Genomic DNA, 24,107 nt, shown 5'->3' with positions numbered 1-24,107 from the left:
GGCGCCCGCCGCGCCGCCGGCTCGGGCCCGGCATGCTCACCGCGCTGGTCGCCGCGGTGCTGATCCTCGGCGGCACGCTGTTCGTCGTGAACCGCCCCGACGCGCTGCCCGGCGCCGACCGGACCGCCCAGGCCAGGGTCGCCCCGCCGGACGGCACCGCCACCGCCGCCCCGGCCGCGCCCGCCACCCCGGTGCCCCCGGCGCCGCCCTCCGTGCCCCCGGCGGCCACCGCCCCGGCACCGGTCACGACCGGCGCTCCGCCCGCGCCCACCGCCGCCCCGCCGCCGGGCGGCCCGGAGACCCCGCCGGCCAAGGGCGCCGGCACCTTCACCGTCGCCCAGGGCTCCGCCGACCCGGTCGGCCGGGGCACCGTCCGCCGCTACCGGGTCGAGGTCGAGGACGGCATCGGCATCGACCCGACGGCCTCCGCCGCCCAGATCCAGGGCATCCTCGCCGACAAGCGCGGCTGGACCAACGACCGCAGGAACGGTTTCCAGCTGGTCTCCTCCGGGGCCTACGACTTCACCGTGAAGATCGCCTCCCCCGCCACCGTGGACCGGATCTGCGGCGCGGCCGGTCTGGACACCCACGGCGAGGTGAACTGCAACGTCGGCAACCAGGTGGTGGTCAACGTCAAGCGCTGGACCGTCGGCTCGCCCCAGTTCAGCGGTCCGATCGACGAGTACCGGGCCCTGGTGGTCAACCACGAGGTGGGCCACCGGATCGGCCACGGCCACGAGGGCTGCCCCGGCCCCGGCAAGCCGGCGCCCGCGATGATGCAGCAGATCTACGGCCTCAAGGGCTGCACGGCCAACGCCTGGCCGTACAGCGCCGACGGCAGCTACCTGAGCGGTCCCGCCGTCCCCTGAGCCCGGCCGGGCCTCCGGGACCGGCCGGAGCTCCAGGGACCGGCCGGGCCTCCGGGGACGGGGATCCCGGGTCAGGCCAGCACCGGCAGGTACGTCCGCAGGTCGCTGCGCTCGCCACTGGCCGACAGCGCGGCGGAGTCGACCGCGTCCGCCCAGTCGGCGCGGCCGGTGGCCAGCCGGATCCAGGTCAGCGGATCGGTCTCGACCACGTTCGGCGGGGTGCCCCGGGTGTGCCGCGGCCCCTCGACGGCCTGCACCACCGCGTACGGCGGCACCCGGAGTTCCACCGCGCCGCCGGGCACCAGCTCGGCGAAGGCGTCGGCCAGCATCCTGGTGACGGCCGCCACCGCCTGCCGGTCGTGCGGGAAGGCGTCCGGGCCGAGCGCGTCGGCCAGGTCGTCGGCGTGCACCACGGTCTCGACCAGCCTGGTCACCAGGAAGTCGGTGAGCGCCATCGAGCCGAGCCGGATCTCGAAGCGCCGGGCCGGATCGGCCGCCTCCGGCCGGGCCAGGGCGCCGAGCAGCGCGTCGGCGGCACGGTCGAAGGCCGCCGCGACCGAAGCCGGGTCACCGTCGAACCCGTCCGCCGCCCGCGCCCTGGCCTGCTCGTCGAGCAGCGGGCCGAGGGCGCCGACCCGCTCCACCCAGCGCGGCAGGTCCAACGGCGCCCGGCCCTCCACCGGATCGTCGAGGTGCGCCGGCAGCCACTCGATCTGGACGGCGAGGTGCGCCAGCAGCTCGCGCACCCGCCACTCCCCGAGCCTGGTCGGCCGGGTCAGCGACTCCTCGGCGTCGGGGCGTTCGCACAGCCGCCGGACGGCGTCGCGCAGCGCCCCGGTCTGCGCCGCGAGCGCGGCGGCCACCCTGGCGGGCTGGTAGGTACGGGACTTGGCAGGCATGGGGCCCAACATACGCCGAGGGGCGGACGGTCCGGGAAGGACCGTCCGCCCCTCGGGCGGCAGCGCTGCCGATCAGGCCAGCAGGGCCTCGATGACGCCGGTGTGGGCGTCCTTCAGCTCCGCCAGCGCGACGGTGAACTGCCCCTGGACGTCCAGGGAGTCGCCGTCCACCACACCGATGCGGACGGCCGGAAGGCCCCGCGCGGTGCACATGTCGTTGAACCGGAGCTCCTCGCTGCGCGGCACGGCCACGACGGCGCGGCCGGCCGACTCGGAGAACAGGAACACGAACGGGTCCATGCCCTCGGGCACCACGATCCGGGCACCCCGGCCGCCCTTGAGGCAGCTCTCCACCAGCGCCTGGCCCAGGCCGCCGTCGGAGAGGTCGTGCGCGGCGTCGACCATGCCGTCCCGGGAGCCGGCGATCAGGATCTCGCCGAGCAGCCGCTCGCGCTCCAGGTCGACCTTGGGCGGCAGGCCGCCCAGGTGGTCGTGGACCGCCTGCGACCAGGCCGAGCCGCCCAACTCGTCCTCGGTGTCGCCGAGCAGGTAGAGCAGCTGCCCCTCCTCGGCGAACGCCATCGGAGTGCGGCGGGTGACGTCGTCGATGACGCCGAGCACCGCGACCACGGGGGTCGGGTGGATGGCGACCTCGCCGGTCTGGTTGTACAGCGAGACGTTGCCGCCGGTCACCGGGGTGCCCAGGGTCAGGCAGGCGTCGGCGAGACCGCGGGTGGCCTCGGCGAACTGCCACATCACGTCCGGGTCCTCGGGGGAGCCGAAGTTGAGGCAGTCCGAGACGGCGAGCGGCTTGGCACCGCCGGCCGCGACGTTGCGGTACGCCTCGGCGAGGGCCAGCTGGGCACCGGTGTACGGGTCCAGCTTGGTGTAGCGGCCGTTGCCGTCGGTGGCGACCGAGACGCCGAGGTTGGTCTCGTCGTCGATCCGGATCATGCCCGAGTCCTCGCCGTGCGAGAGCACGGTGTTGCCGAGCACGTACCGGTCGTACTGGTCCGTGATCCAGGACTTGGAGGCCTGGTTCGGGTGCGAGGCCAGCTTCAGCAGGTCGGCCTTGAGGCCCTCGCCGGTGGTCGGGCGGGCCAGCCGCTCGGCCGTCGGGGCGTCGGCCTGCAGCGCGTCCTGCCAGCTCGGGCGGGCGAACGGGCGCTGGTAGGTCGGACCCTCGTGGGCGACGGTGCGCGGGGGCACGTCCACCACGAGCTCGCCGTGCCAGAAGATCTCCAGCCGCTCGCCGTCGGTGACCTCACCGATGACGTTGGCGATGACGTCCCACTTCTCGCAGATCTCCAGGAAGCGGTCGATCTTGTCCGGCTCGACGATCGCGCACATGCGCTCCTGCGACTCGCTCATGAGGATCTCCTCGGGCGAGAGCGTGTGGTCGCGCAGGTGCACCGTGTCGAGGTCGATCCGCATGCCGCCGGAGCCGGCCGAGGCCAGCTCGGAGGTGGCGCAGGACAGCCCGGCGCCGCCGAGGTCCTGGATGCCCTTGACCAGCTTCTCCCGGAAGATCTCCAGGGTGCACTCGATCAGGAGCTTCTCCTGGAACGGGTCGCCGACCTGGACCGCCGGGCGCTTGGCCGGCTTGGTGTCGTCGAAGGTCTCGGAGGCGAGCACCGAGACGCCGCCGATGCCGTCGCCGCCGGTGCGGGCGCCGTAGAGGACGACCTTGTTGCCGGCGCCGGAGGCCTGCGCGAGGTGGATGTCCTCGTGCTTCATGACACCCACGCAGAGCGCGTTGACCAGCGGGTTGCCCTGGTAGCAGGAGTCGAAGACGACCTCGCCGCCGATGTTCGGCAGGCCCAGGCAGTTGCCGTAGCCGCCGATGCCCGCGACGATCCCGGGCAGCACGCGCCGGGTGTCCGGGTGGTCGGCCGCGCCGAACCGCAGCGGGTCCATCACGGCGACCGGGCGGGCGCCCATCGCCAGGATGTCGCGGACGATGCCGCCGATGCCGGTGGCCGCGCCCTGGTAGGGCTCGATGTACGACGGGTGGTTGTGCGACTCGACCTTGAAGGTGACCGCGTAGCCCTGGCCGACGTCGACCACACCGGCGTTCTCGCCGATGCCGACGAGCATGGCGTCCGTCTCGGGCTTCTTGTCGCCGAACTGCTTCAGGTGGACCTTGGAGCTCTTGTACGAACAGTGCTCCGACCACATGACCGAGTACATGGCGAGTTCCGCGCCGGTCGGGCGGCGGCCGAGAATCTCCCGGATCCGGGCGTACTCGTCCTGCTTGAGGCCGAGCTCGGCCCAGGGCTGGGCGGCGTCCGGGGTCTGCTCGGCGTTCTTGACGGTGTCGAGGCTCATCAGGCGTTCACCAGCTGCTTCAGTACGGAAGTGAAGAAGCCCAGGCCCTCGGTGGTGGGACCGGTGAGCGGCTCCACGGCGTGCTCCGGGTGCGGCATCAGACCGACGACATTGCCGGCGGCGTTGGTGATGCCGGCGATGTCACGGTACGAACCGTTGGGGTTGACGTCGAGGTAACGGGCGACCACCCGGCCCTCGGCCTCCAGCTCGTCCAGGACCCGCTCGTCGGCGACGAAGCGGCCCTCGCCGTTCTTCAGCGGCACGACGATTTCCTGCCCGGGGGTGTAATCCCGGGTCCAGGCGCTGCCGTTGTTCTCGATCCGCAGCTTCTGGTCGCGGCAGACGAAGTGCAGCGAGTCGTTGCGGGTGAGCGCGCCGGGCAGCAGGTGGGATTCGCACAGCACCTGGAAGCCGTTGCAGATACCGAGAACGGGCATTCCCTGCCGGGCCTGCTCGATGACGGTCTCCATCACCGGCGAGAACCGGGAGATCGCACCGCAGCGCAGATAGTCGCCGTAACTGAATCCGCCCGGCAGGACGACGGCGTCGACCTGGTGGAGATCCTTGTCACGGTGCCAGAGGGCGACCGGCTCGGCGCCGGCCAGGCGGACCGCGCGCCGGGCGTCGCGGTCGTCGAGGGAGCCGGGGAAAGTGACGACGCCGACGCGGGTGGTCACTTGCCGTCCTCCTCGACGCGGACGGTGAAGTCCTCGATCACGGTGTTGGCGAGAAAGGTCTCGGCGGCTTCGCGGATACGGGCGAGCGCGGCGTCGTCGACCGGGCCCTCCAGCTCCAGCTCGAAACGCTTGCCCTGGCGGACGTCGGAGATCCCGGTGAATCCGAGACGGGGCAGCGCGCGCTGCACCGCCTGTCCCTGGGGGTCGAGGATCTCCGGCTTGAGCATGACGTCGACTACGACGCGTGCCACTGGCACTCCCGGTGGTGTCTTCGTGAGGCGGGGGAACTCCAGACTACCGGGGGTTTCGAGCGTGTTTGCTGGCCGGGGACGGTGACGCGCGTAGACCGACGACCCTTACGCCACAAGGGCTCCACCCGCCCACCACCCCCCGCCGGGTGCCCCTTTTCGCCGGATTCCGGAACCCCCGCGAGAACCACCGAAGAGCACCCGAATACCGGCACTCCGGACAGATCGGCCAGCCGAGTGCACGGGTATCCGGCGGCCGACGAAGACACGTGAATATCCGGAAAAGAAAGCCGGACTCTTCGATTTCTCCCCGCTTCGGGTGCAGAATAGGGCCACCTGCCGCGGCGAGTGCTGCGTATCCGGCACGGCCATCCGGCCTGCCCGTATGCACTTGGGCGAAGGGTGCACATCAGGCCCCGGGGCGCACCCGCGCCCTTGTCGGCCGAATTGCCCGAGAGGATTGACACCCATGGCTCAGCGTGTAGTTGTCACGCTCTCCGACGACCTGGACGGCGGCGCAGCCGCAGAAACCGTCCACTTCGGCGTCGACGGGAAGTCGTACGAGATCGATTTGTCCGTGGACAACGCGGAAAAGCTGCGGGAGGCCCTCGCCCCGTTCGTCGCGGCCGGCCGCCGCCAGAGCCGTACCGGAAAGTCCTTCCGCCGCACCGCCCTCACCCCCGACCCGGCCGCCGTGCGCGCCTGGGCCCAGTCCCGCGGCATGGAGCTGCCCGCCCGCGGCCGCATCCCCAAGCACGTCTACGAGGCCTTCGCCGAGGCGAACTGACCGCCCCGGCCCCGGTCGTCCCACCCTCGCCAGAAGGGTGGGGCGACCACCCCGAAAGATGCTGTAGAGTATTCCTCGTCGCCGCAACGGAGAGATCCGGAGAGGCGGCAGGTGCCCCAGGCACCAGGCGGACGTGGCTCAGTTGGTAGAGCATCACCTTGCCAAGGTGAGGGTCGCGAGTTCGAATCTCGTCGTCCGCTCGCAGTAGCGAGCAGTACAACTCAATAGTTCCATCCTGCGGACGTGGCTCAGTTGGTAGAGCATCACCTTGCCAAGGTGAGGGTCGCGAGTTCGAATCTCGTCGTCCGCTCCAGTACGAAGGGTCCTCTCGGAAGAGAGGGCCCTTCGGCGTTTCCCGTCCCGGTGGAATCCCGCGGGCACCCATGACATTTGTCATCGCCGACCCGTGGATCCGCACCGGGTTCCGGTGAGACCGCGCACTGCCCGCGCGGCCCGGTCGGCGGAAGGCTTGAGACATGGAAACGAGCCAGCCCCACGCCGCCGGCGACCCCGTGATCGAGGTCACCGACCTGAACCGCCACTACGGCACCGGCGGTGACCGCTACCACGCGGTCCGCGGCGTCGACCTGACCGTCGGCCGCGGCGAACTGTTCGCCCTGCTGGGCACCAACGGGGCCGGCAAGACCTCCACCATGGAACTCATCGAGGGCCTCGCCGCCCCGACCGGGGGCCGGGTCCGGGTGCTCGGGCACGACCCGCACCGGGAGCGGGCCGCCGTCCGCCCACGGATCGGCATCATGCTCCAGGAGGGCGGCTTCCCCGGCGACCTCACCGTCGGCGAGACCGGCCGCGCCTGGGCCGGCATCACCAGCCACGCCCGCCCCCTGGACGAGGCGCTGGAGCTGGTCGGCCTCGGCCACCGCCGCGGCGTCCGGGTCAAGCAGCTCTCCGGCGGCGAGCGCCGCCGCCTCGACCTGGCGATGGCCCTGCTCGGACGGCCCGAGGTGCTGTTCCTGGACGAGCCGAGCACCGGCCTCGACCCGGAGGCCCGCGCCGCCGTCTGGCAGCTGGTCCGTGAGCTGCGCGCCGAGGGCACCACGGTGCTGCTCACCACGCACTACCTGGAGGAGGCCGAGGAGCTCGCCGACCGGCTGGCGATCATGCACGGCGGGCAGATCGTCGCGGCCGGCACGGTGGCCGAGGTGATCGCCGGACGCCCGTCCCGGATCGCCTTCGAGCTCCCCGCGTTCACCGGCACCTCCCTCCCGCCGCTGGCCGGCGCCACGGTCACCGTCGACGGCCGGAAGGTCATGGTCAAGACGCCCGCCCTCCAGGCCACCCTGACCGAGCTGCTCGGCTGGGCCGACCGGCACGGCATCGCGCTCGGCGCCCTCGACGCCCGCAGCGCCTCGCTGGAGGAGGCCTTCCTGGCCATCGCCTCCGAGGCCGGCCACCGGCCCCCGGCCGACACCCCCGCCGCTCCCCCCGCCCGCCGCAAGCTGATCGGACTCGCCCGATGACCACCGCCACCACCACCGCCGGTCCGCAGCGCCCCCGGTCCTCCGGCGTCGGCCCGCGGAGCACCGTCGTCCGTCGGCTGCTCGCCCTCGGCCGGGCCGAGGGGGTCCTGCTGCTCCGCAACCGGACCGCCCTGTTCACCGCCGTACTGCTGCCGGTGCTGCTGATCGGCGGGCTCAAGAGCGTCCTCGACCAGCAGGCCGAGAGCAGCCCCGGCCTGGACGTCGACTCGCTGCTGGTCAACGGCGCGGTCGGCATGGTGCTGGCCTTCGTCGTCTACTACAACCTGACCGCCGCCTACGTGGCCCGCCGCGGCGAGCTGGTGCTCAAGCGGCTGCGCACCGGGGAGGCCCGGGACATCGAGATCCTGGTCGGCACCGCCGTCCCCTCGGTCGGCCTGGCCCTGCTGATGTGCGGGGTGATCGGTGTCGTCGGCGCCAGTGCCCTGCACCTCACCGCCCCGGTCAACCCGCTGCTGCTGGTCGTCGGCCTGGCCCTGGCGGTCGCGACGCTGATGGCACTGGCCGCCGTCTCCAGCGCCTTCACCCGGACCGTGGAGAGCGCCGGCATCACCACCATGCCGGTCCTGCTGCTCACCCAGTTCGGCTCCGGGCTGTTCGTCCCGCTGGAGGTCATGCCCGAGCGCCTCGCCGACATCTGCCGGCTGCTGCCCTCCACCCCGGCCTTCCAGCTGGTCCGGGTCGGCTGGTTCGGCACCGACGGCTCGGCCGCCCCGACGGGGTTCGCCGGTACCTGGGCCACCGCCGCTCCGCACCTGGTGACCGGGGGCGTCTGGCTCGCCCTCGCGGTCTGGGGCGCCGTCCGGTACTTCCGCTGGGAGCCGCGCCGCTGAGCGCCCGTCCGCCCGGTACAGATCCGAAGGCCCGCTCCCCGTTCGACCTCTGATAAGAAGGCCGCAGCACGATCATGACGGAACGGGGAGCGGAAGAGATGGGTGTCGTGAATCCGGTGCGCGCGTGGCGGGGCCGATCCAAGCCCCAGCGCTCCGAGCTCTACCTCCGCTGGTCGCTCTACCTGATGGCGCTGGCCCCGCTGCCGCTCACCGTGATGATCAATCTGGCCGACCCGGACTCCGGGAGCGACCCGGCCTCCAGGGTCGCCCTGGTGCTCGGCCTCGCCCAGACCCTGGTCACCCTGCGCGCCTACCGCACCTCGCTGGACCACTACCTGAACCGGCCCACCGACCACCTGCGCTGGCTCGCCCTCAACGGCGGCGTCGCGGTGGCCGGCTCCTGGGCGCTACTGCTGCTCGGCCCCCGGGTCGACGCGGCCTCCGGCGGGGAGCTCGTGACCTTCACCGCCCCGGTCGCCAGCACCATGCTCTTCTCCGCCTTCGGCCCGGCCTCGGTCGGGCTGCGCCCGCTCCGGGCGGCCCTCGCCGGGGCGGTCGCCCTGCTCGCCGTCCTCCCCGCGCTGCTGCTGACCGGTGCCGCCCTCGGCACCTCGCTCGGGGTGCTGACCGGCAGCGGGCTGGTCATGCTGTTCATCGGCTGCAGCTGCCGCAGCTTCGCCTGGCTCCAGTCGGTGGTCCAGGAGCTGGACACCGCCCGCGAGGCCCAGGCCCGGCTGGCCGTCGCCGAGGAGCGGCTGCGGTTCTCCCGCGACCTGCACGACGTGATGGGCCGCAACCTCACCACCATCGCGCTCAAGAGCGAGCTGGCCGTCCAACTGGCCCGGCGCGGCCGCCCGGAGGCCGCCGAGCAGATGGCCGAGGTGCAGCAGATCGCCCAGGAGTCCCAGCGCGAGGTCCGCGACGTGGTCCGCGGCTACCGCACGGCGGCCCTGCACGCGGAGGCGGTCGGCGCCCGCGCGGTGCTCCGCTCCGCCGACGTGGCCTGCGAGATCGACCTCGGCGAGCACGCCGAGCAACTGCCGGAGGCGGTCCAGTCGGTGCTCGGCTGGGTGATCCGCGAGGCCACCACCAATGTGCTGCGGCACAGCGAGGCGGGCCACTGCTCGATCAGGCTCCGCCGCGAGGGCGGCCGGGCCCTGCTGGAGCTGGAGAATGACGGGGTGCCGGCCGTACCGCTGCCCTCCCAGGGCGGCGGTACGGGCCTGAGCGGCCTGCGGGAACGGCTCGCCGCCCACAACGGCGAGCTGACCGTCCCGGACGTCGGGCCGGGGCTCTTCCGGCTGCTCGCCAGCGTCCCGCTCTGACCCCCGCCGTACGGAAGGCCCGCCGATGACCGACCCCGCGCCCGTCCGCGTCCTGCTCGCCGACGACGAGCACCTGATCCGCGGCGCGCTCGCCGCGCTGCTCTCCCTGGAGGAGGACATCGCCGTGGTCGCGCAGGCGGCCTCCGGCCCGGAGGCGCTGGCGATGGCCGAGGCGCACCGGCCGGACATCGCGGTGCTGGACCTCCAGATGCCCGGTCTGGACGGCATCGAGGTGGCCACCCGGCTGCGGGCGCTGCTGCCGGACTGCCGCTGCATGATCGTCACCGGTCACGGCCGCCCCGGCTATCTGAAGCGGGCGCTGGAGGTCGGCGTCCGGGGCTTCCTGCCGAAGACCGTCTCCGCGGCCGACCTGGCCGGGATCATCCGGACCGTCCGGGCCGGCGGCCGCTACGTGGACCCGGAGCTGGCGGCGGACGCGATCTCCGCCGGGGAGACGCCGCTGACCCCGCGCGAGACCGATGTGCTGGAGCTGGCCGCGGACGGCACCTCGATCGCCGGGATCGCGGAACGCGCCTCGCTCTCCCAGGGCACCGTGCGCAACTACCTGTCCTCGGCCGTCGCCAAGCTGGGCGCGGAGAACCGGCACGCGGCGGTGCGGATCGCCCGCGAGCACGGCTGGATCTGACCGCCGGCCCGCGGGCGCCCGCCCGGTCTCAGACCCAGGTCAGGCCGGTGATCCGCTCGTACGCCTCGACGTACTTGGCCCGGACCCGGTCGACGACCTCGGCCGGCAGCTCCGGCGGCGGCTGCTCGCTCTTCCGGTCCCAGCCGGAGGCCGGGGAGGTCAGCCAGTCGCGGATGATCTGCTTGTCGAAGGAGGGCTGGGGGTGGCCCGGCTCCCACTCGTCGGCCGGCCAGAACCGCGAGGAGTCCGGGGTGAGCACCTCGTCGCCGATCACCAGCTCGCCGTCCAGCAGGCCGAACTCGAACTTGGTGTCCGCCAGCAGGATGCCCCGCTCACGGGCGATGTCCCGGGCCCGGGAGTAGACGTCCAGGGTGGTCCGGCGGAGCTGGTTGGCCAGCTCGGCGCCGACCCGGCGGGCGGTCTCCTCGTAGGAGACGTTCTCGTCGTGCTCGCCGACCTCGGCCTTGAGGGCGGGCGTGTAGATCGGGGCGGGCAGCTCGGAGCCGTCCTCCAGTCCCTCGGGCAGCGCGATGCCGCAGACGGTGCGGGAGACCCGGTACTCCTCCAGGCCGGAGCCGGCCAGGTAGCCGCGGGCGACGCACTCGACCGGAACCATGTCCAGGCTGCGGCAGACCAGGGTGCGGCCCTTCCAGTCGGCGGGGGCGCCGGCCGGGACCTCGGTGGAGAGCACGTGGTTGGGCACGATGTCGGCGATCCGCTCGAACCACCACAGCGAGAGCTGGGTGAGGATGCGGCCCTTGTCCGGGATCTCGTTGGGCAGCACCCAGTCGTAGGCCGAGGTGCGGTCGCTGGCGACCATCACCAGCTCACCCGACTCGGCGCGGTACAGGTCGCGCACCTTGCCGGTGTGCAGGTGGACCAGGCCGGGCACCTGGACCGGCTCGGGCTTGGTGACAAATCCGCTCAAGATCGTCTCAGTCCTCAGGGGTCGTTCGCGGGCGTGGGGCGCGAAAGGGGAGGTCACTGGGGTCGAGTCTGTCATGGCCACCGGCCCGGCCGGGGGGCCGGACCCCGGGCCGCGGCGGTCAGCCGTTCTTGCAGAGCCGGTCCAGCAGGTTGGCGGTGGCCCGCTGGATCCGCTCGTCCGTGAGCCCCGGCCGGTCCAGCGCGGGCGACCAGGCGAAGGTGCCGGAGGCGAAGACGTACGCCCCGCTGGGGGCCCGGTAGAGCGAGGTCTCCTGGTGCCGGGTGCGGCCGGCCAGGTCCCGGTACGGGGAGTGCGCGAGCAGCACCCGCTCGCTGTGCTCGGGCAGGGCGACCTTGGGGTAGTAGCGGTCCGCCTCGCCGGCCACCAGCCCGGGCAGCTCCTCGCCCTCCTGGACGCCGGTGCCGTCCCAGAGCCAGTGCGCGGTGTGCCGGGCGACCAGCGGGACCGGCGCGGCGACCCGGCCGGAGTACTGCAGCCCGAGCAGGTGCTGCTCGGGCTCGCCCGCGTCCCGCCACAGCGCGCTGGCGGCGCCGGGCACCCCGGCGGCCGGGCTGCCGGGGCCGACCTTCTGGCGCTTGCGGCAGTTGAGCATCCGGTTGGGCTCGCCGGAGGGACCGGGGCTCAGCTCGACCCGCCAGTACATGGTGTTGGCGGAGAGGAAGACCAGCGAGGTGCCGCCGTCCCGGGCCCGTTCGGCGGCGCGGCGCATCGGCTCGGACCAGTACTCGTCGTGGCCGGGGAAGACCAGTGCCCGGTGCCGGGAGGCGTCGACCAGGCCGGCGTGCAGGTCGGTGGCGGTGGCGTAGGAGAGGTCGTAGCCGTAGCGCTCGGCCCAGCGGATGAAGTCGTAGGCGTGGCCGACGTGCAGCGGCAGCCCGGCCGTGGCGTGCGGCCGGTCGAAGGAGACGGTGACGGCCGCCTCGGGCTCGCCGACCAGCCGGCCGCCGTCCCAGGCGTGGTAGAGGCTGGCGCCGCTGCGGCCGTCCTCGGGAAAGAGGTTGTACGCCTGCCAGGTCACGTCGGGGAGCACCAGCAGCAGCTCGGCGGAGCGGTTCTGGTCCTCGAAGTCCCGCACCGTGAAGGGGATGTGGCTGCGGTGCAGCATGTCGGCGGTGGTGAGCACGGCGACGTAGGCGCCGGGCCGCCAGTGCTGCGGGATCTGCAACCGCCAGGTGTGCCACCAGTGGTGGCAGGAGACGGTCCGGCCGACCACCATCGGGGCCGGCTGGGACATCCCGGCGATCAGCGGACTGGACGTCATGTGGTGCGCGCCGTCGCCCGCGTAGTGGCCGATCCGGAACACGTCGACGGTGAACTCGCGGGGCGGGTTGACGGTGACCCGCAGGTCCACCGAGCCGCCGGGGCGGACCACCCCGGCCGAGGCGAAGCCCTTGATCTGCTGTTCCTCGTCGTTGGCGCCGAGCGGGCTGCCGACCGCCGGTCTGCCCCGCACCCCGGCGGACAGCGGGCGCTGCCCGGGCGCGTCCACCGAGACGTACCAGGGCACCTCGGCGCCCTCGGCACCGGCGACGTACTGGTCCGGGCTGCGCAGCCAGGGCAGCGGGCCCTGGCCGAAGGGGTCGGAGACGCTGTGCGCGTGCGTCCCGGACTCCCAGCGGCGGTTGAGTTCGGTCCCCACGCGCGCCCCTCCCAGGTGCACCTTCGCCGGTTGGCACGTGCCGCCCGGATGTGCGTGCGGTCTAATACACCACACCGTGCTGGCGCTGCGTCACCCCACGGTAGCAACTAGTGGCGGGAATCTTCGGGGCCGTCGGACGGACGGCCTCCGGCCTGCGAAGACCCCGGGCGGCCGGTCCGGCCGGGGGCGCTCACCCCCGGGGCTCGCGCCCCCGAGGGGCCGGCCGGCATGCGGTCAGAGCCGGACCGGCTTCTCCAGCCGGACGTCCGCGGCGTCCAGCCAGGCCCGCAGCGGCCCGTCCTGGCCCTGTTCGACGGCCTGGGCGACCGGCTCGGCCAGGTCGGTGCGGCGGACCCCGCCGAGCAGCAGCACCGGGCCGTCCAGCCAGTCGAGGCCGGGGACGGCGCCCGCGGTGTCCACGGCCGCGCAGCAGACCATCGCGGTGACGTGGTCGACCAGGACGTCCCGCCCGGACCGGACCGGTTCGAGCAGCGGCGCGGGCGCGGTGGTGCGCGCCAGCTGGGCGGCGAGCGCGGCGGCCAGCCGCTCGCCGTCGCCGTCGGCCAGCCGGCCCAGCAGCCGGGTCAGCGTCGGGGCGCCGGGGCGGGCCTGCGGGGCGAGCAGGTCCAGCGCCGACTGCAGGGCGGCGGCGCGGGCCCGCCAGCCGGCGTCCACCACCTCGGCCGGGTAGTCGACCCACTCCAGCTCGCGCCAGGCACCGGAGGCGGGCGCCCCGAAGAACAGCTCGGCGGCGAGCCGGGACACCGCGGCGTCCACCTCGCCGGGCTCCTCCAGCAGGTCGCAGGCCGGGCGGTCGCCGAGCCGGCTGCTGTAGCCGTCGGCCAGCCGGTCGCGCCGGGACAGCTCGGTGAGCGCGGCCACCACTCCGGCGTTCAGGTGCGCGGGGTGCCGGCCGAGCCGCCAGGCGGGCAGCGCGACCCGGGTGAGCAGCCGGTCCCAGCCCGCGTAGGCGAGGCCGACCTGCTCCTGCGCGGCGATCCGCAGGCCGTAGTCGACGCCGCGGGCCTGCTCGGAGGCCCAGCCGGCGACGGAGCGCTCCAGCTCGGCGGCGTGCTCGCGGCAGGCGCCCAGCAGCCGGCGGGTGATCCGGTCGGTGAGGCGGTCGGTCAGGGCGACCGGGCCCCGGCGGGGCGGGCGCGGTGCGCAGCCCCCGGGGAGTCCGGCCGGTCCGTCGGCGGGGCCGGCGTCCAGGCTGGCGTCCAGGGCGCGCAGGAAGTGCCGGGCGGCGGCGATGTCCGGGTCCGCGGCGGCCGCGGTACCGGCCACCACCGGGGCCAGCAGGGCCCGCAGCTCACCGGCCCGCATCCACCAGAGGAACGGCGAGCCGACGACCAGCACCGGGGCGGTCGGCCGGTGGCCGGCCGCCCGGGAGCGGCGGGAGCCGGACGAGGGGACGTCCTCCAGCCAGCTGTCGCAGTCCGGGGTGAGCGCCACGGCGGACGGCGCGGGGACCTCCAGCCGGTCGGCGAGTTCGTCGATCAGCCGGTACAGCTCGGGGGCCTGGGCGCGGTCCAGCGGCACGGCCGGGGTCTGCGGCGGGACGGCCCGGCGGTAGGCGCGGGCGGCCAGCCCGGCCACCAGGAGGGTCAGCGCGGCGACCGCGCAGACCGCCCAGCGGGCGATGTCCCAGCCCGCCCCGTCGGGGGAGCCGGGGGCACCGATCCGCCCGGTGAACCGGCCGGCGAGCAGCACCACCGCGGTGGCGGCGGGCAGCGCGGCGGCGGCCAGGGCGAGACCCCTGATCCGCAGGACCGCCTGGGCGTGAGCGCGCGCGGTGTCGACAGCGGCCATACGGTGCGGCACCCCCTTCGGAGCCCCGGGACACCCGTGACGGGGCCCTGAGCCGATTCGAAACGATCAGTTCCGACCGGGAAACGGTAGTGTCCGAGCCCCGGTAGTACATGCTGCGTGGCGCTTCCGACATTTTCGACGCCCGGGTCCGGGTGGGTGTTCCGGATCGCCCCGGTTTCCACTCGTCCCGGTGACACCGCCCGAAAACCGGACGACCGCCCCCGGGAAGCGCCCGGCGGGTCCGGTCCGGCCGGACGCCGTCCAGCATCCCCCCGCACGACCACCCTTACCCGGCGGCGGCCGGAAGCGGCCCGACCTGTGGTGCCGTGGTCCAGCGCACCATAAGGCCGGGCAGCCGGTTACGTCAGCCGGATGCGGTCGCTGTCACTCGATGGGCTGGATTCCGGGGACCGAACGGTGTGGCGGCACCGGGTGTCGCACCTGTCCCACCCGGCCCGGAAACGCCGGCGGCCGCTGCGTCCATGGGGGTTGTCCACGGGGTGCCGGGGAGCCTGCCGGGGAGGACCCTGGGGCGGGTGCGGGGCTCACCGGGCGGCCGCGCCCGGGCTCGCGCCGGACGGGCCCGCGGGGTCGCCCGACGGCACCCGGCGGGGCGGGAGGGCGCGGCCCGGAACGCCCGGGCCCCCGGCGCGCGGAGGCGTGCCGGGGGCCCGGGGACGGAACGGGGGCGGGCGGCCGCTACTGCGCGGCCTTCAGGGCGATGTCCCCGCGGTGCTGGCCGCCGGCCAGCGAGATCAGCCCGACCGACCGGTACGCCCGCTCGCGCGCCTCGACGAGGTCCGCGCCGGTCGCGGTGACGGACAGCACCCGGCCCCCGGCGCTCAGCACCCGGCCGTCGTCGTCCGCCTTCGTCCCGGCGTGCAGCACGTAGGCGGTGCCGTCGGCGGCCTCCGCCTCGGCCAGGCCCTCGATCGGGTCGCCGGTGCGCGGCGCGGCCGGGTAGCCCTCGGCGGCGATCACCACGGTGACCGCGGCGCCCTCGTCCCAGCGCAGCGGCTCCAGCTGGTCCAGGGTGCCGGTGGCCGAGGCGTGCAGCACTCCCGCCAGCGGGGTGCGCAGCCGGGCCAGCACGACCTGGGTCTCCGGGTCGCCGAAGCGGGCGTTGAACTCGATCACCCGGGTGCCGCGCGAGGTGAGCGCCAGACCGGCGTAGAGCAGGCCCGAGAACGGGGTGCCGCGGCGGCGCAGCTCGTCCACGGTCGGCTGCAGCACGGTCGCCAGGACGTCCTCGACCAGGCCCTCGGGGGCCCAGGGCAGCGGCGAGTAGGCACCCATGCCGCCGGTGTTGGGACCCTGGTCGCCGTCCAGGGCGCGCTTGAAGTCCTGGGCGGGCTGGAGCGGGAGGACGGTGGTGCCGTCGGTGATCGCGAACAGCGAGACCTCGGGGCCGTCCAGGTACTCCTCGATCACCACCCTCTCGCAGGCCCCGGCGTGGGCCAGCGCCTCCGCGCGGTCGGAGGTGACCACGACGCCCTTGCCGGCGGCCAGGCCGTCGTCCTTGACCACGTAGGGCGGGCCGAAGGCGTCCAGGGCCTCGGCGGCCTCGGCCGCGGTGGTGCAGACGTAGGAGCGGGCGGTGGGTACGCCGGCGCCGGCCATCACGTCCTTGGCGAAGGCCTTGGAGCCCTCCAGCAGGGCGGCCTCCGCGGACGGGCCGAACACCGGGACGCCGGCCGCGCGCACGGCGTCGGCGACGCCCGCGACCAGCGGGGCCTCCGGGCCGACCACGACCAGTTCGGCGCCGAGCCGCACGGCGAGCGCGGTGACCTGCGCGCCGTCGAGCTGGTCGACCGGGTGGACCGTCGCCACCTGCGCGATCCCGGCGTTGCCCGGGGCGCAGTGCAGCTCGGTCACGGCGGGATCTTGGGACAGAGAGCGGCACAGGGCGTGTTCGCGGGCGCCGCCGCCGATGACGAGGACCTTCACGCTGGGTAAGGGTAGTCGGTGGCCGGTTCCGGCCGCTCTCCGGTCCCGTAGGAAGAGACGATCGAGGGGGGTCGGGTACACGCACGGCCTCGGAGGATCATCCAGTCCCGGGGGTGCCGGAGTCGCTCTCCGGTGCCCGGGTCAGGACAGCGGGTCACCGACGACTCCCTCGGACGGGTGAAATCCCGTCGGCCGCCGCAACCCTCCCACCTCGGGATCCGGTGGCCGAATCCGATAACGATCATTGGTGAAGCGCCCCCATGGTCAGCCATTTGGCGGTAAGAAGTGCTGTTGGACCACCGCCGGCGGCCGTCGGCGGTGCCGCCCCGGGACGCCCGCACCCGCCCCGGAACGGCGGCGTGTTCGGCGCGTTGTCCGGCGTTTCACCGGCCGTCAGGCCGACGACACGTCAGTCCGCGCAGAGTCGGGACCAGCCAGACCAGCCGTCCGCCCGCCACAGGGAGCCCCACAGGTGAGCCAGCCGGAAATGCAGCCCGAGGAGAGTGCCTGGGGCAAGGAGATCGGCGAGGAGGATCCGCCCGCCGCGACCCTCGCGCACCGCGCGTCGACCCGCCACCGGTCCGACCTGAGCGCCCGCCAGTTCCCGCTCGGGGACTGGGGCGAACCCGCCGAGCGGCTCGAGGAGCTGTACCGCTGGTCCGAGGAGCGGGCGGTCGAGGCGATCGACTGGTACCGCCGGGACCGGATCCGTAAGCGCCGCTGGGCCCGGCTGCTGCGCTTCGGCACCACCGGCTTCACGGCCGGCGGGGTCACCGCCCCGCTGGTCGACCTCACCGGGACGGTCGCCCACGCCGCCGAATGGGGCTACGTCGGGCTGGCGCTGGCCGGCGCCTGCTACGGCGCGGACCGGGCGTTCGGGCTGACCTCCGGCTGGATGCGCGACGTCTCCACCGCGCAGGCCCTGCAGCGCCGACTGGAGGCCTTCCAGTTCGACTGGGCGTCGGAGTGCGTGCGGGAGGTGCTCGGCCCCACCGAGGGGACCGCGGGCGAGGCCGCCGAGCGGTGCCTCGGGGTGCTGCGGCGGTTCTGCGAGGACGTCTCGGACATGGTCCGCACCGAGACCTCGGAGTGGATGCTGGAGTTCCGGGCCGGGATGACCCGGCTGCCCACCCAGGCCTCCGGCAGCTGGGGCGGGCGGTCCGAGCCGGGCGTCGGGGCCCAGGTCCGGGTGCTGCCGCCGCCGGGGGCCAGGCCCACCATGCCGCGCCAGCGGCCGCCGGAGGGGCCGCTGCGGTAGCGGGGGCGAGGGCGGAGGCAGCCCGCAGCTGCCTGACCGTGGGCGGTGGGCGGTGGGCGGCTCAGGCGAAGACGACCATCGAGCCCTGGTGCAGGCTCCGGGTCGCCGCCGCGTACAGGCCCGCCCAGGCGTGCCGCTCCCGGGCGAACGGGTGCAGGTCGTCCAGCGGCGGGCCGAACGGCTGCTCCAGGCCGGTCGGGCCGAGCGGCCTGGTCGGCGCCGGCGGGTCGAGCGGGTCGATGCCCAGCGCCGGGGCCACGGCCTGGAGCTCGCGCAGCAGCCCGTGGCTGGAGCCGAGCGGCCCGCCCGAGGCCAGCAGCGACTCCTCCACCAGCGGGGCGGCGAACTCGATCGGCACATAGGCGCCGGCGTGGTCGAAGTGCCAGACCAGGTGCGACTGCTCGGCGCTGCTCTCGAACATCTCCAGCAGCTGCTCGTAGTCCCCGCCCAGCGCGTCCACCGGTGTGATGTCCAGGCCGGTGAGCCCCAGCAGGTAGGCCCGGCGCAGGAAGTGCAGCGAGTCGTAGTCGAAGGCGGCTATCGGCTCGACCGCCCCGCTGAGTCCCGGCACGTACCGGTAGACCGGCATCTCGGGCAGGCCGTTGTCGGCCAGCACCCGGTTGTAGAGCGCGAGGTCGTCCCGGAACGGGTTGTCGGGGCTGTGGCTCAGTACGTCCACCAGCGGGACGAGCCAGAGGTCGCAGGCCATGGGCCGGCTCTTCCTCTCCGGGCGGCGGGAACCGGCCGCGCGGCGGCGGACGGCGGATGGACGGGGGTCGGTACCCGGACGGTCGGTACGAGGAGCGGCCGGGACGAACGACCGCCCACCCTACCGGCCCGGCGCGCGATGCGGATCGGGCTGCCCCTCGGGCAGTTGGCCGGACGGCGGTTCGGGCAGCCGGCGGCCGAACCGTCCGTACGGGACCGACCTCGGCTGCGGCACCAGGCCGAGGCCCAGACCCAGTTCACGGCCCAGCTCGCGGCCGAGGTCGCGCTCCCGGCCCCGGGCGCCGCCGGCCTCCCGGCCCGGCTCCGCCGGGTGGTGCGGGGTGCCCGGCGCCGACTGCTCCGGCCCGGCGCCGTCCTGGGCCCGCGGGGTCTCCGGCTGCGGGGCACTGCCCGCCTCCGTGTCCCCGCCGCTCCGGGGTGCGTCCGCCGCCACCGGACCGTCCTCGGTCCCGGAACCGCCCGGCGCGCCGACCGGGCGGCCGGTCAGCAGCGGCAGCACCCCCACCGTCTCCACCTGCTGCCCGGCCAGCTCGGCCAGCAGTCCGACGGTGAAGAGGTTGTACTCGCAGACGATCCGGTGCACGCGCGGCACGTCGCGCGCCTCGATCGCGTCCACCAGGTCGAGGTGGCTGTCCCAGCAGACCCCGCCCAGCTGCGGCATCGACCGCAGGTAGCGCGCGGCGAACATCCACGACTGCACCCGCAGCCAGTCCAGGTAGTCGGCGATCCGGCGGTTGCCCAGCAGGCCGGCGACCTCCTGCCAGAACCGGCGGTCGCAGCCCACCATCACGTCCAGGTTGCCCGCACGGGCCGCCCGCACAGCGGCGTCCGCCCGGCGGCGCAGCGAGGGCAGCCGGCTGTCGTCCGGCGGGCCGGGGTTCACGGCCAATCGACGGAAGTAACTGTCGGTGATCAGTACCCGGGACTCGAAGATCTCCCGGAAGTCGTCCCAGCCGAACTCGGGCACGGTGAAGCCCCGGTGGTGCTCGGCCCGGAGCAGCCCCTGCGCGGCGAGGTCGACCAGCGCCTCGCGGGCCGGGGTCGCCGAGACCCCGTAGAGCTCGGCGATCTCCTTGACGGTGAAGTTCCGCCCGGCCGCGAGCCGGCCGGCCATCATCTCCTCGCGCAGCGCGCCCGCGATCTGCTCGCGCAGGCTGTTGCGCTGGATCACGGGACGGGAGTCGCCCGCGCCGGTGCCGAACATGCGCGCGACCTCCTCGGACGGGCTGGCGGCCGGACGGGACGGACCGGCGGAAGAACGGCTGGTAACACGACGAGGGCTCATCTTCTCAAAAAGGACACGGCTGTGTACAAGCCCCCCACATGCGCCCGCCCGCGCCCCTGCCCTGCCTTGCCCTGTCCTGCCCTGTCCTCCCCGGTCCGCACTCCGGGCGGCCGCCGCGCCGGAGCCGCTCGGGCTCCCCGGCGGTGCCGTCAGCGCTGGACCGGTGCCGGGATGCCGAGCAGCCGGTCCCGGTGCACCGGGAACTCCGCCCGGGCCTTGGCCACCTCGGCCGGATCGAACTCCACGGTCAGCACCTCCTCGCCGGGCCCCGCCTCGGCCAGCACCCGGCCCCACGGGTCCACCGCGATGCTGTGGCCGGCCTGCTCCACCCCGCCGTGCGTGCCCGCCGTGTTGCAGGCCAGGACGTACGCCTGCTCCTCCACCGCGCGCGCCCGGTTCAGCAGCGTCCAGTGCTCCCGCCGCCGCGCCGGCCAGGCCGCCGGGACCACCAGCACCTGCGCACCGGCGTCCAGCAGCGCCCGGAACAGCTCCGGGAAGCGCAGGTCGTAGCAGGTCGCGAGGCCCAGCGTGCCGACGTCGGTGGCCGCGGTGACGATCTCCTGCCCGGCACCCATCACCACCGCCTCACCGCTGTCGAAGCCGAAGCGGTGGATCTTGCGGTAGGTGTGCACCAGCTCGCCGTCCGGGGCGAACAGCAGCGAGGTGTTGTAGATCGGCCCGTCCGGATCGCGCTCGACGATCGAACCGGCGTGCAGCCAGACGCCCGCCGCCTTCGCCGCCGCCGCCATCGCGTCCGAGGTCGGCCCGTCCAGCGCCTCCGCGCCGTCCGACCAGAGGTCGTAGGCGAAGCCGCCGAGCGCCCACAGCTCGGGCAGTACCACCAGGTCGGATCCCCGCTGGGCCCGTACCAGGGCGGCCGCACGGGCCCGCCGTTCGGCCGGGGGCTCCGTGTCGGAGACCGCGAGTTGGATCAATGAAGCGCGCACAGTACCACCGTCCACGGCAAGAGTCCTACGATCGTCACCCGAAAGCGCTGCCCTGCTCTCACCCGGCAGCGTAACGTGCGGTTAGCGTGTGCGCCCGGGACCCGGACCTTCCCGACCGGTCCCGGAGCGCGCGGACACGCGTGGCAAGGCAGCTGACGGAGGGCCGGAGATTCCCGTGACGGACAACCAGACCGTGCAGGCGTACACCGACGCGTGGACGCAGTCCATCGAGGCGATATCCGAACTGGTGGCCCCCCTGCCGGAGGGATCCTGGAACCGGGCCACCGAGTGCCCGGGCTGGTCGGTCCGCGACATCGTCTCGCACGTGATCGCCGTCGAGTCCGAACTGCTCGGCGACCCGCGCCCGATCCACTCCCTGCCCCGCGACCTGCTGCACGTCACCACCGACGCCGCCCGCTACCTCGAACTGCCCGTCGACAAGCGCCGCTGCCACACCGCGCTGGAGATGACCGGCGAACTGGACTACACGATCATCCGCCGCTCCCGGGCGCTGCGGAACGCCAAGCAGCTGCCGAACGAGCCGGTCCGCTGGCCGGCCGGCCCGCAGAGCCGCGACATCCCCTACCACGAGCTGCTCCGGCTGCGCGCCTTCGACGTCTGGGTGCACGAGCAGGACCTCCGCCGCGCCCTCGGCGCGCCGGGCAACCTCGACTCCCCGGCCGCGCTGGTCTCCCGCGACGTCCTGCTCCAGGGCCTGCCGAAGGCCGTCGCCAACCGGGCCGGCGCCCCGGCCGGCAGCACCGTGGTCGTCGACGTCACCGGCCCGGTGGAGTTCCTGCGCACCGTCCGGGTCGACTCCTCCGGCCGCGGCAGCGTGGACGAGTCCATCAGCCTGGCCCCCGACGTCCAGCTCACCCTCGACTGGGAGACCTACGTCCGCCTCGCCTGCGGCCGCGGCCGCCCCGGCTCGGTGATCGTCGAGGGCGACCGGGAGCTCGCCGACCGGGTCCTGGCCAACTTCTCCGTCACCCCGTAGCCCCTCCGTTCACCCGCCCGGCGTACACGGACCGTGCGCGCCGGGCGAGTGCGCCTCGTGCTCCCGTACGCCACGTTGGAACCAATACCCCCCCCTGTTCGCCGTCGTTGTTCCGGGCAGCGTCACCCGGAAGAAGGAGGGGCGTCCGGATGGACGACGAACAGACGATGCAGGGGCGGATGGAGCTGGTCCGGTCGAGCTTCCCGGTCACAGGCCAGCCGATCAGGGTCGTGATGATCGACGGCGAGCCGTGGTTCGTCACGGCGGACGTGTGCCGGATCTTGGGGCGGGGGAATCCGACCGACGCGGTAAAGGTCCTGGAACGACACCAGCACCGAACCGTCGATCTGCGGGCGGTGACCCTTGTTCCTACAGAGGGTAGAAGCGTTTCCGCAGATCAGAAAGCCTATCGGCGGGGCAATCCGATCCTCGGCGTGGTGAGTGAAGCGGGGCTGTACGGATTGCTCATGCGATCCGACAAGGAATCCGCCCGCCCCTTCCGCGACTGGATCACGGACGAGTTGCTCCCGTCCGTCCGGCACGGCGGCACCGACATCCCCGCCCAACAGCGGCGGATGGCGGAGACGCTCAGCGAGGCGATCGGCCAGCAGGTGTACGTCGTCGCACGGATCGAGCACGAGGACTGGCCCGGCCTGACCGTCCACTCCGACGGCACGGTCCACTGCCGGCACGGGGAGATGCGTCTCCGGCAGCCCGGCCCGGACGACAGCGGGCCGCCGTTCGGCCCGTACTTCGAGTGCCCGGGCGTGGAACACGTCGGGATCTGGGGCAGCCGACCGGTCCCGGGCTGCCCGAAGCTGCGGATCGTGGACCTGGTCCGGATGCGGGACGAGGCCCGGTCCGAGCCGGAACCCGGAACCCCACCCGTCGGCGACCACGAGAACGTCCTCGTGGAGATGCACGGTGCACGGATCTTCGGAACACCACCACAGATCGCCGAGTTCATGCGCGAGTACCGGGGCTGATGGAAATGGGGGTTCCCTCAGAATTTCTGAGGGAACCCCCATTTCTGCAGGTCAAAAACCCTACGCCGCCGAGAGCCTCCGCCGCAGCCGCAGGATCATCACGGTCCCCACCGCCATCGGCACGTACTGCCAGCAGAACGCCCAGCGGAAGGCGCTCGCCGAGTACCCGCCCGCCCCGTCCGGGGTCAGGACGTCGAGCAGGACCCCGATGCCGAACAGGGTGATCATCGTGCCGATGAATCCGCCCATGTTGACGATGCCGGAGGCGGTGCCGAGGCGCTCGACGGGGTTGCGGGCGCGGGCGTAGTCCAGGCCGACCAGCGAGGCTGGGCCGTTGCTGCCCATCACCAGGATGATCGCGACCAGCAGCCAGAGCGGCGGGTGCCCTTCGGGCCAGGCGAGGGTCACCGCCCACAGCAGCGCGGTGACGCCGATGGTGGTGAGCACGATCGGCATCCGGGCCCGGGAGGTGCGGGAGAGCAGCCGCCCGAAGAGGAAGCCGAAGCTCATGTTGGCGAGCACCAGCAGGGTGAGCATTCCGCCCGCCCCGGTGCGGGTCATGCCCTGGGCCTGGACCAGGTAGGGCAGGCCCCACAGCAGGCCGAAGGCGTTGCCGGGGAACTGCGTGGTGAAGTGGATCCAGAGCCCGAGCCGGGTGCCCGGCTCCCGCCAGGCGTCCCGGACCTGCCGGCCGACGGCGGGGCGGGGCCGTCCGTCCGCCGGGGCGGCCGGCGCGGGGCCCTCCGGCGACTCCCGGAGGAAGAGCGCGACGAGCGCGAAGACGGCGATGCCCAGTAGGGCGATGGCGGTGAAGGTGGGCGTCCAGCCCTCGCTGTGCAGGGCCTGGGCGAGGACCACGGTGGTGACCAGGTTGCCGCTCATCCCGGCGAGGCCGGTCAGCTGCGCGACGAGCGGGTTCTTCGCGGCGGGGAACCAGCGGGCGGCGATCCGCAGCACGCTGATGAACGTCATCGCGTCGCCGCAGCCGAGCACGGCCCGGGAGGCGAGCGCGGGGCCGAAGGCGTCGGAGAAGGCGAAGGCGAGCTGGCCGGTACTGAGCAGCAGGACGCCGAGCAGCAGCACCTTGCGCGGGCCGAACCGGTCGACCAGGACGCCGACGGGTATCTGCATGGCCGCGTAGACGAGGACCTGGAGGATCGAGAAGGTGGAGAGCGCCGAGGCGCCGATGCCGAAGCGGTCGGCGGCGTCCAGGCCGGCGACGCCGAGGCTGGTGCGGTGGATGACGGCGAGGACGTAGACGCTTGCCCCGATGGACCAGGCGGTCCAGGCGGCCCGGCCCCCGGGCGGCTGCCAGGGGCCGGCGTCGGGGCCGCCGGTGCGATCGGCTGTGGCGCGAGGAGCGGAGGCGGACAGGGGGCGGGCTGAACGGGCTGGCTCCACGGTCATAGTGGCCCCAGATTAGTCATCCCATCATTGGATGCCCAGG

21 protein-coding genes and 2 tRNA genes are annotated in these 24,107 nt (G+C 73.9%); 11 read left to right on the top strand and 12 right to left on the bottom strand.

Annotated features, from left to right (window positions below; all coding sequences use genetic code 11):
- The first annotated feature begins 32 nt into the window (after nt 1-32).
- Nucleotides 33-869, top strand: coding sequence for a DUF3152 domain-containing protein (locus tag IF01_RS41405; protein ID WP_051755002.1), 837 nt, complete (start codon nt 33-35; stop codon nt 867-869).
- Between the two features lie 71 nt (nt 870-940).
- Here the strand turns inward: IF01_RS41405 and IF01_RS0107440 are convergent, their stop codons facing one another.
- From IF01_RS0107440 to purS, 4 genes are all read right to left on the bottom strand, one after another.
- Nucleotides 941-1,768: a sterol carrier family protein gene (locus IF01_RS0107440; RefSeq protein ID WP_030392491.1), complete on the bottom strand. Its 828-nt coding sequence runs from the start codon at nt 1,766-1,768 to the stop codon at nt 941-943.
- Between the two features lie 72 nt (nt 1,769-1,840).
- On the bottom strand, nt 1,841-4,096 hold the full coding sequence (gene purL, locus IF01_RS41400; RefSeq protein ID WP_037779194.1) for a phosphoribosylformylglycinamidine synthase subunit PurL: 2,256 nt from the start codon (nt 4,094-4,096) through the stop codon (nt 1,841-1,843).
- The gene (gene purQ, locus IF01_RS0107430; RefSeq protein WP_030392490.1) at nt 4,096-4,773 is read right to left on the bottom strand and encodes a phosphoribosylformylglycinamidine synthase subunit PurQ; all 678 of its coding nucleotides are present in this window, start codon (nt 4,771-4,773) and stop codon (nt 4,096-4,098) included. The genes purL and purQ overlap by 1 nt, the downstream gene beginning before the upstream one ends.
- The gene (purS, locus tag IF01_RS0107425; RefSeq protein ID WP_078879748.1) at nt 4,770-5,030 is read right to left on the bottom strand and encodes a phosphoribosylformylglycinamidine synthase subunit PurS; all 261 of its coding nucleotides are present in this window, start codon (nt 5,028-5,030) and stop codon (nt 4,770-4,772) included. The genes purQ and purS overlap by 4 nt, the downstream gene beginning before the upstream one ends.
- Nucleotides 5,031-5,490: 460 nt before the next feature.
- On the opposite strand from purS, the gene IF01_RS0107420 reads away from it, so the two are divergent.
- The 7 genes from IF01_RS0107420 (at nt 5,491) to IF01_RS0107390 (ending at nt 10,111) form a co-directional block, all read left to right on the top strand.
- The gene (locus IF01_RS0107420; protein WP_030304494.1) at nt 5,491-5,808 is read left to right on the top strand and encodes a histone-like nucleoid-structuring protein Lsr2; all 318 of its coding nucleotides are present in this window, start codon (nt 5,491-5,493) and stop codon (nt 5,806-5,808) included.
- A 127-nt stretch (nt 5,809-5,935) separates the two neighbouring features.
- A tRNA-Gly gene (locus IF01_RS0107415) sits at nt 5,936-6,008 on the top strand.
- Nucleotides 6,009-6,045: 37 nt separating this feature from the next.
- Nucleotides 6,046-6,121 (top strand) — tRNA-Gly (locus tag IF01_RS0107410).
- Between the two features lie 163 nt (nt 6,122-6,284).
- Nucleotides 6,285-7,289 carry an ABC transporter ATP-binding protein gene (locus IF01_RS0107405; RefSeq protein ID WP_030392488.1) on the top strand — a complete coding sequence of 335 codons (1,005 nt, stop codon included), beginning with the start codon at nt 6,285-6,287 and terminating at the stop codon, nt 7,287-7,289.
- A complete protein-coding gene (locus IF01_RS0107400; RefSeq protein ID WP_030392487.1) occupies nt 7,286-8,140 on the top strand; it encodes an ABC transporter permease in 855 nt (284 codons plus the stop codon). The genes IF01_RS0107405 and IF01_RS0107400 overlap by 4 nt, the downstream gene beginning before the upstream one ends.
- A 98-nt stretch (nt 8,141-8,238) precedes the next feature.
- Complete coding sequence (locus tag IF01_RS0107395) at nt 8,239-9,465, top strand: sensor histidine kinase (RefSeq protein WP_030392486.1); 1,227 nt, start codon at nt 8,239-8,241, stop codon at nt 9,463-9,465.
- 25 nt (nt 9,466-9,490) lie between these two features.
- Nucleotides 9,491-10,111 (top strand): response regulator transcription factor, encoded by a 621-nt coding sequence (locus tag IF01_RS0107390; RefSeq protein WP_030392485.1) that lies wholly within the window; start codon nt 9,491-9,493, stop codon nt 10,109-10,111.
- A 28-nt stretch (nt 10,112-10,139) separates the two neighbouring features.
- Here IF01_RS0107390 and IF01_RS0107385 read toward each other — a convergent pair whose 3' ends face one another.
- The 4 genes from IF01_RS0107385 to purD all read right to left on the bottom strand — a co-directional run bounded on the left by IF01_RS0107385 (nt 10,140) and on the right by purD (nt 16,458).
- Nucleotides 10,140-11,039: a phosphoribosylaminoimidazolesuccinocarboxamide synthase gene (locus IF01_RS0107385; RefSeq protein WP_030392484.1), complete on the bottom strand. Its 900-nt coding sequence runs from the start codon at nt 11,037-11,039 to the stop codon at nt 10,140-10,142.
- 118 nt (nt 11,040-11,157) lie between these two features.
- The gene (locus IF01_RS0107380; protein WP_030392483.1) at nt 11,158-12,699 is read right to left on the bottom strand and encodes a N,N-dimethylformamidase beta subunit family domain-containing protein; all 1,542 of its coding nucleotides are present in this window, start codon (nt 12,697-12,699) and stop codon (nt 11,158-11,160) included.
- A 234-nt stretch (nt 12,700-12,933) separates the two neighbouring features.
- Entirely contained in the window at nt 12,934-14,511 is a 1,578-nt protein-coding gene (locus IF01_RS0107375) for a M48 family metalloprotease (RefSeq protein WP_030392482.1), read from the bottom strand.
- 699 nt (nt 14,512-15,210) lie between these two features.
- Nucleotides 15,211-16,458: a phosphoribosylamine--glycine ligase gene (gene purD / locus IF01_RS0107370; protein ID WP_030392481.1), complete on the bottom strand. Its 1,248-nt coding sequence runs from the start codon at nt 16,456-16,458 to the stop codon at nt 15,211-15,213.
- 472 nt (nt 16,459-16,930) lie between these two features.
- Between purD and IF01_RS0107365 the strand changes: the two genes are divergently transcribed.
- Entirely contained in the window at nt 16,931-17,716 is a 786-nt protein-coding gene (locus tag IF01_RS0107365) for an SLATT domain-containing protein (protein WP_030392480.1), read from the top strand.
- 61 nt (nt 17,717-17,777) lie between these two features.
- On the opposite strand, the gene IF01_RS0107360 is transcribed toward IF01_RS0107365, so the two are convergent.
- The 3 genes from IF01_RS0107360 to IF01_RS0107350 all read right to left on the bottom strand — a co-directional run bounded on the left by IF01_RS0107360 (nt 17,778) and on the right by IF01_RS0107350 (nt 20,677).
- Complete coding sequence (locus IF01_RS0107360) at nt 17,778-18,425, bottom strand: putative DNA-mimic protein (protein ID WP_030392479.1); 648 nt, start codon at nt 18,423-18,425, stop codon at nt 17,778-17,780.
- Between the two features lie 120 nt (nt 18,426-18,545).
- Nucleotides 18,546-19,649 carry a GntR family transcriptional regulator gene (locus IF01_RS51335; protein ID WP_063764161.1) on the bottom strand — a complete coding sequence of 368 codons (1,104 nt, stop codon included), beginning with the start codon at nt 19,647-19,649 and terminating at the stop codon, nt 18,546-18,548.
- A 230-nt stretch (nt 19,650-19,879) separates the two neighbouring features.
- On the bottom strand, nt 19,880-20,677 hold the full coding sequence (locus IF01_RS0107350) for a carbon-nitrogen family hydrolase (RefSeq protein WP_030392477.1): 798 nt from the start codon (nt 20,675-20,677) through the stop codon (nt 19,880-19,882).
- A 175-nt stretch (nt 20,678-20,852) separates the two neighbouring features.
- On the opposite strand from IF01_RS0107350, the gene IF01_RS0107345 reads away from it, so the two are divergent.
- Nucleotides 20,853-21,674: a maleylpyruvate isomerase family mycothiol-dependent enzyme gene (locus IF01_RS0107345; protein ID WP_030392476.1), complete on the top strand. Its 822-nt coding sequence runs from the start codon at nt 20,853-20,855 to the stop codon at nt 21,672-21,674.
- 149 nt (nt 21,675-21,823) lie between these two features.
- Nucleotides 21,824-22,660, top strand: coding sequence for a BRO-N domain-containing protein (locus IF01_RS43640; RefSeq protein WP_030392475.1), 837 nt, complete (start codon nt 21,824-21,826; stop codon nt 22,658-22,660).
- Nucleotides 22,661-22,720: 60 nt separating this feature from the next.
- Here IF01_RS43640 and IF01_RS0107335 read toward each other — a convergent pair whose 3' ends face one another.
- Nucleotides 22,721-24,067 carry an MFS transporter gene (locus IF01_RS0107335; RefSeq protein ID WP_030392474.1) on the bottom strand — a complete coding sequence of 449 codons (1,347 nt, stop codon included), beginning with the start codon at nt 24,065-24,067 and terminating at the stop codon, nt 22,721-22,723.
- Nucleotides 24,068-24,107 lie beyond the last annotated feature (40 nt).

This window comes from Kitasatospora purpeofusca (genome assembly GCF_000718025.1).
Taxonomy (GTDB): Bacteria; Actinomycetota; Actinomycetes; order Streptomycetales; family Streptomycetaceae; genus Kitasatospora; species Kitasatospora purpeofusca.
Note: the sequence above shows the minus strand (reverse complement) of the source record. Positions and strands in the feature narration are given on the sequence as shown.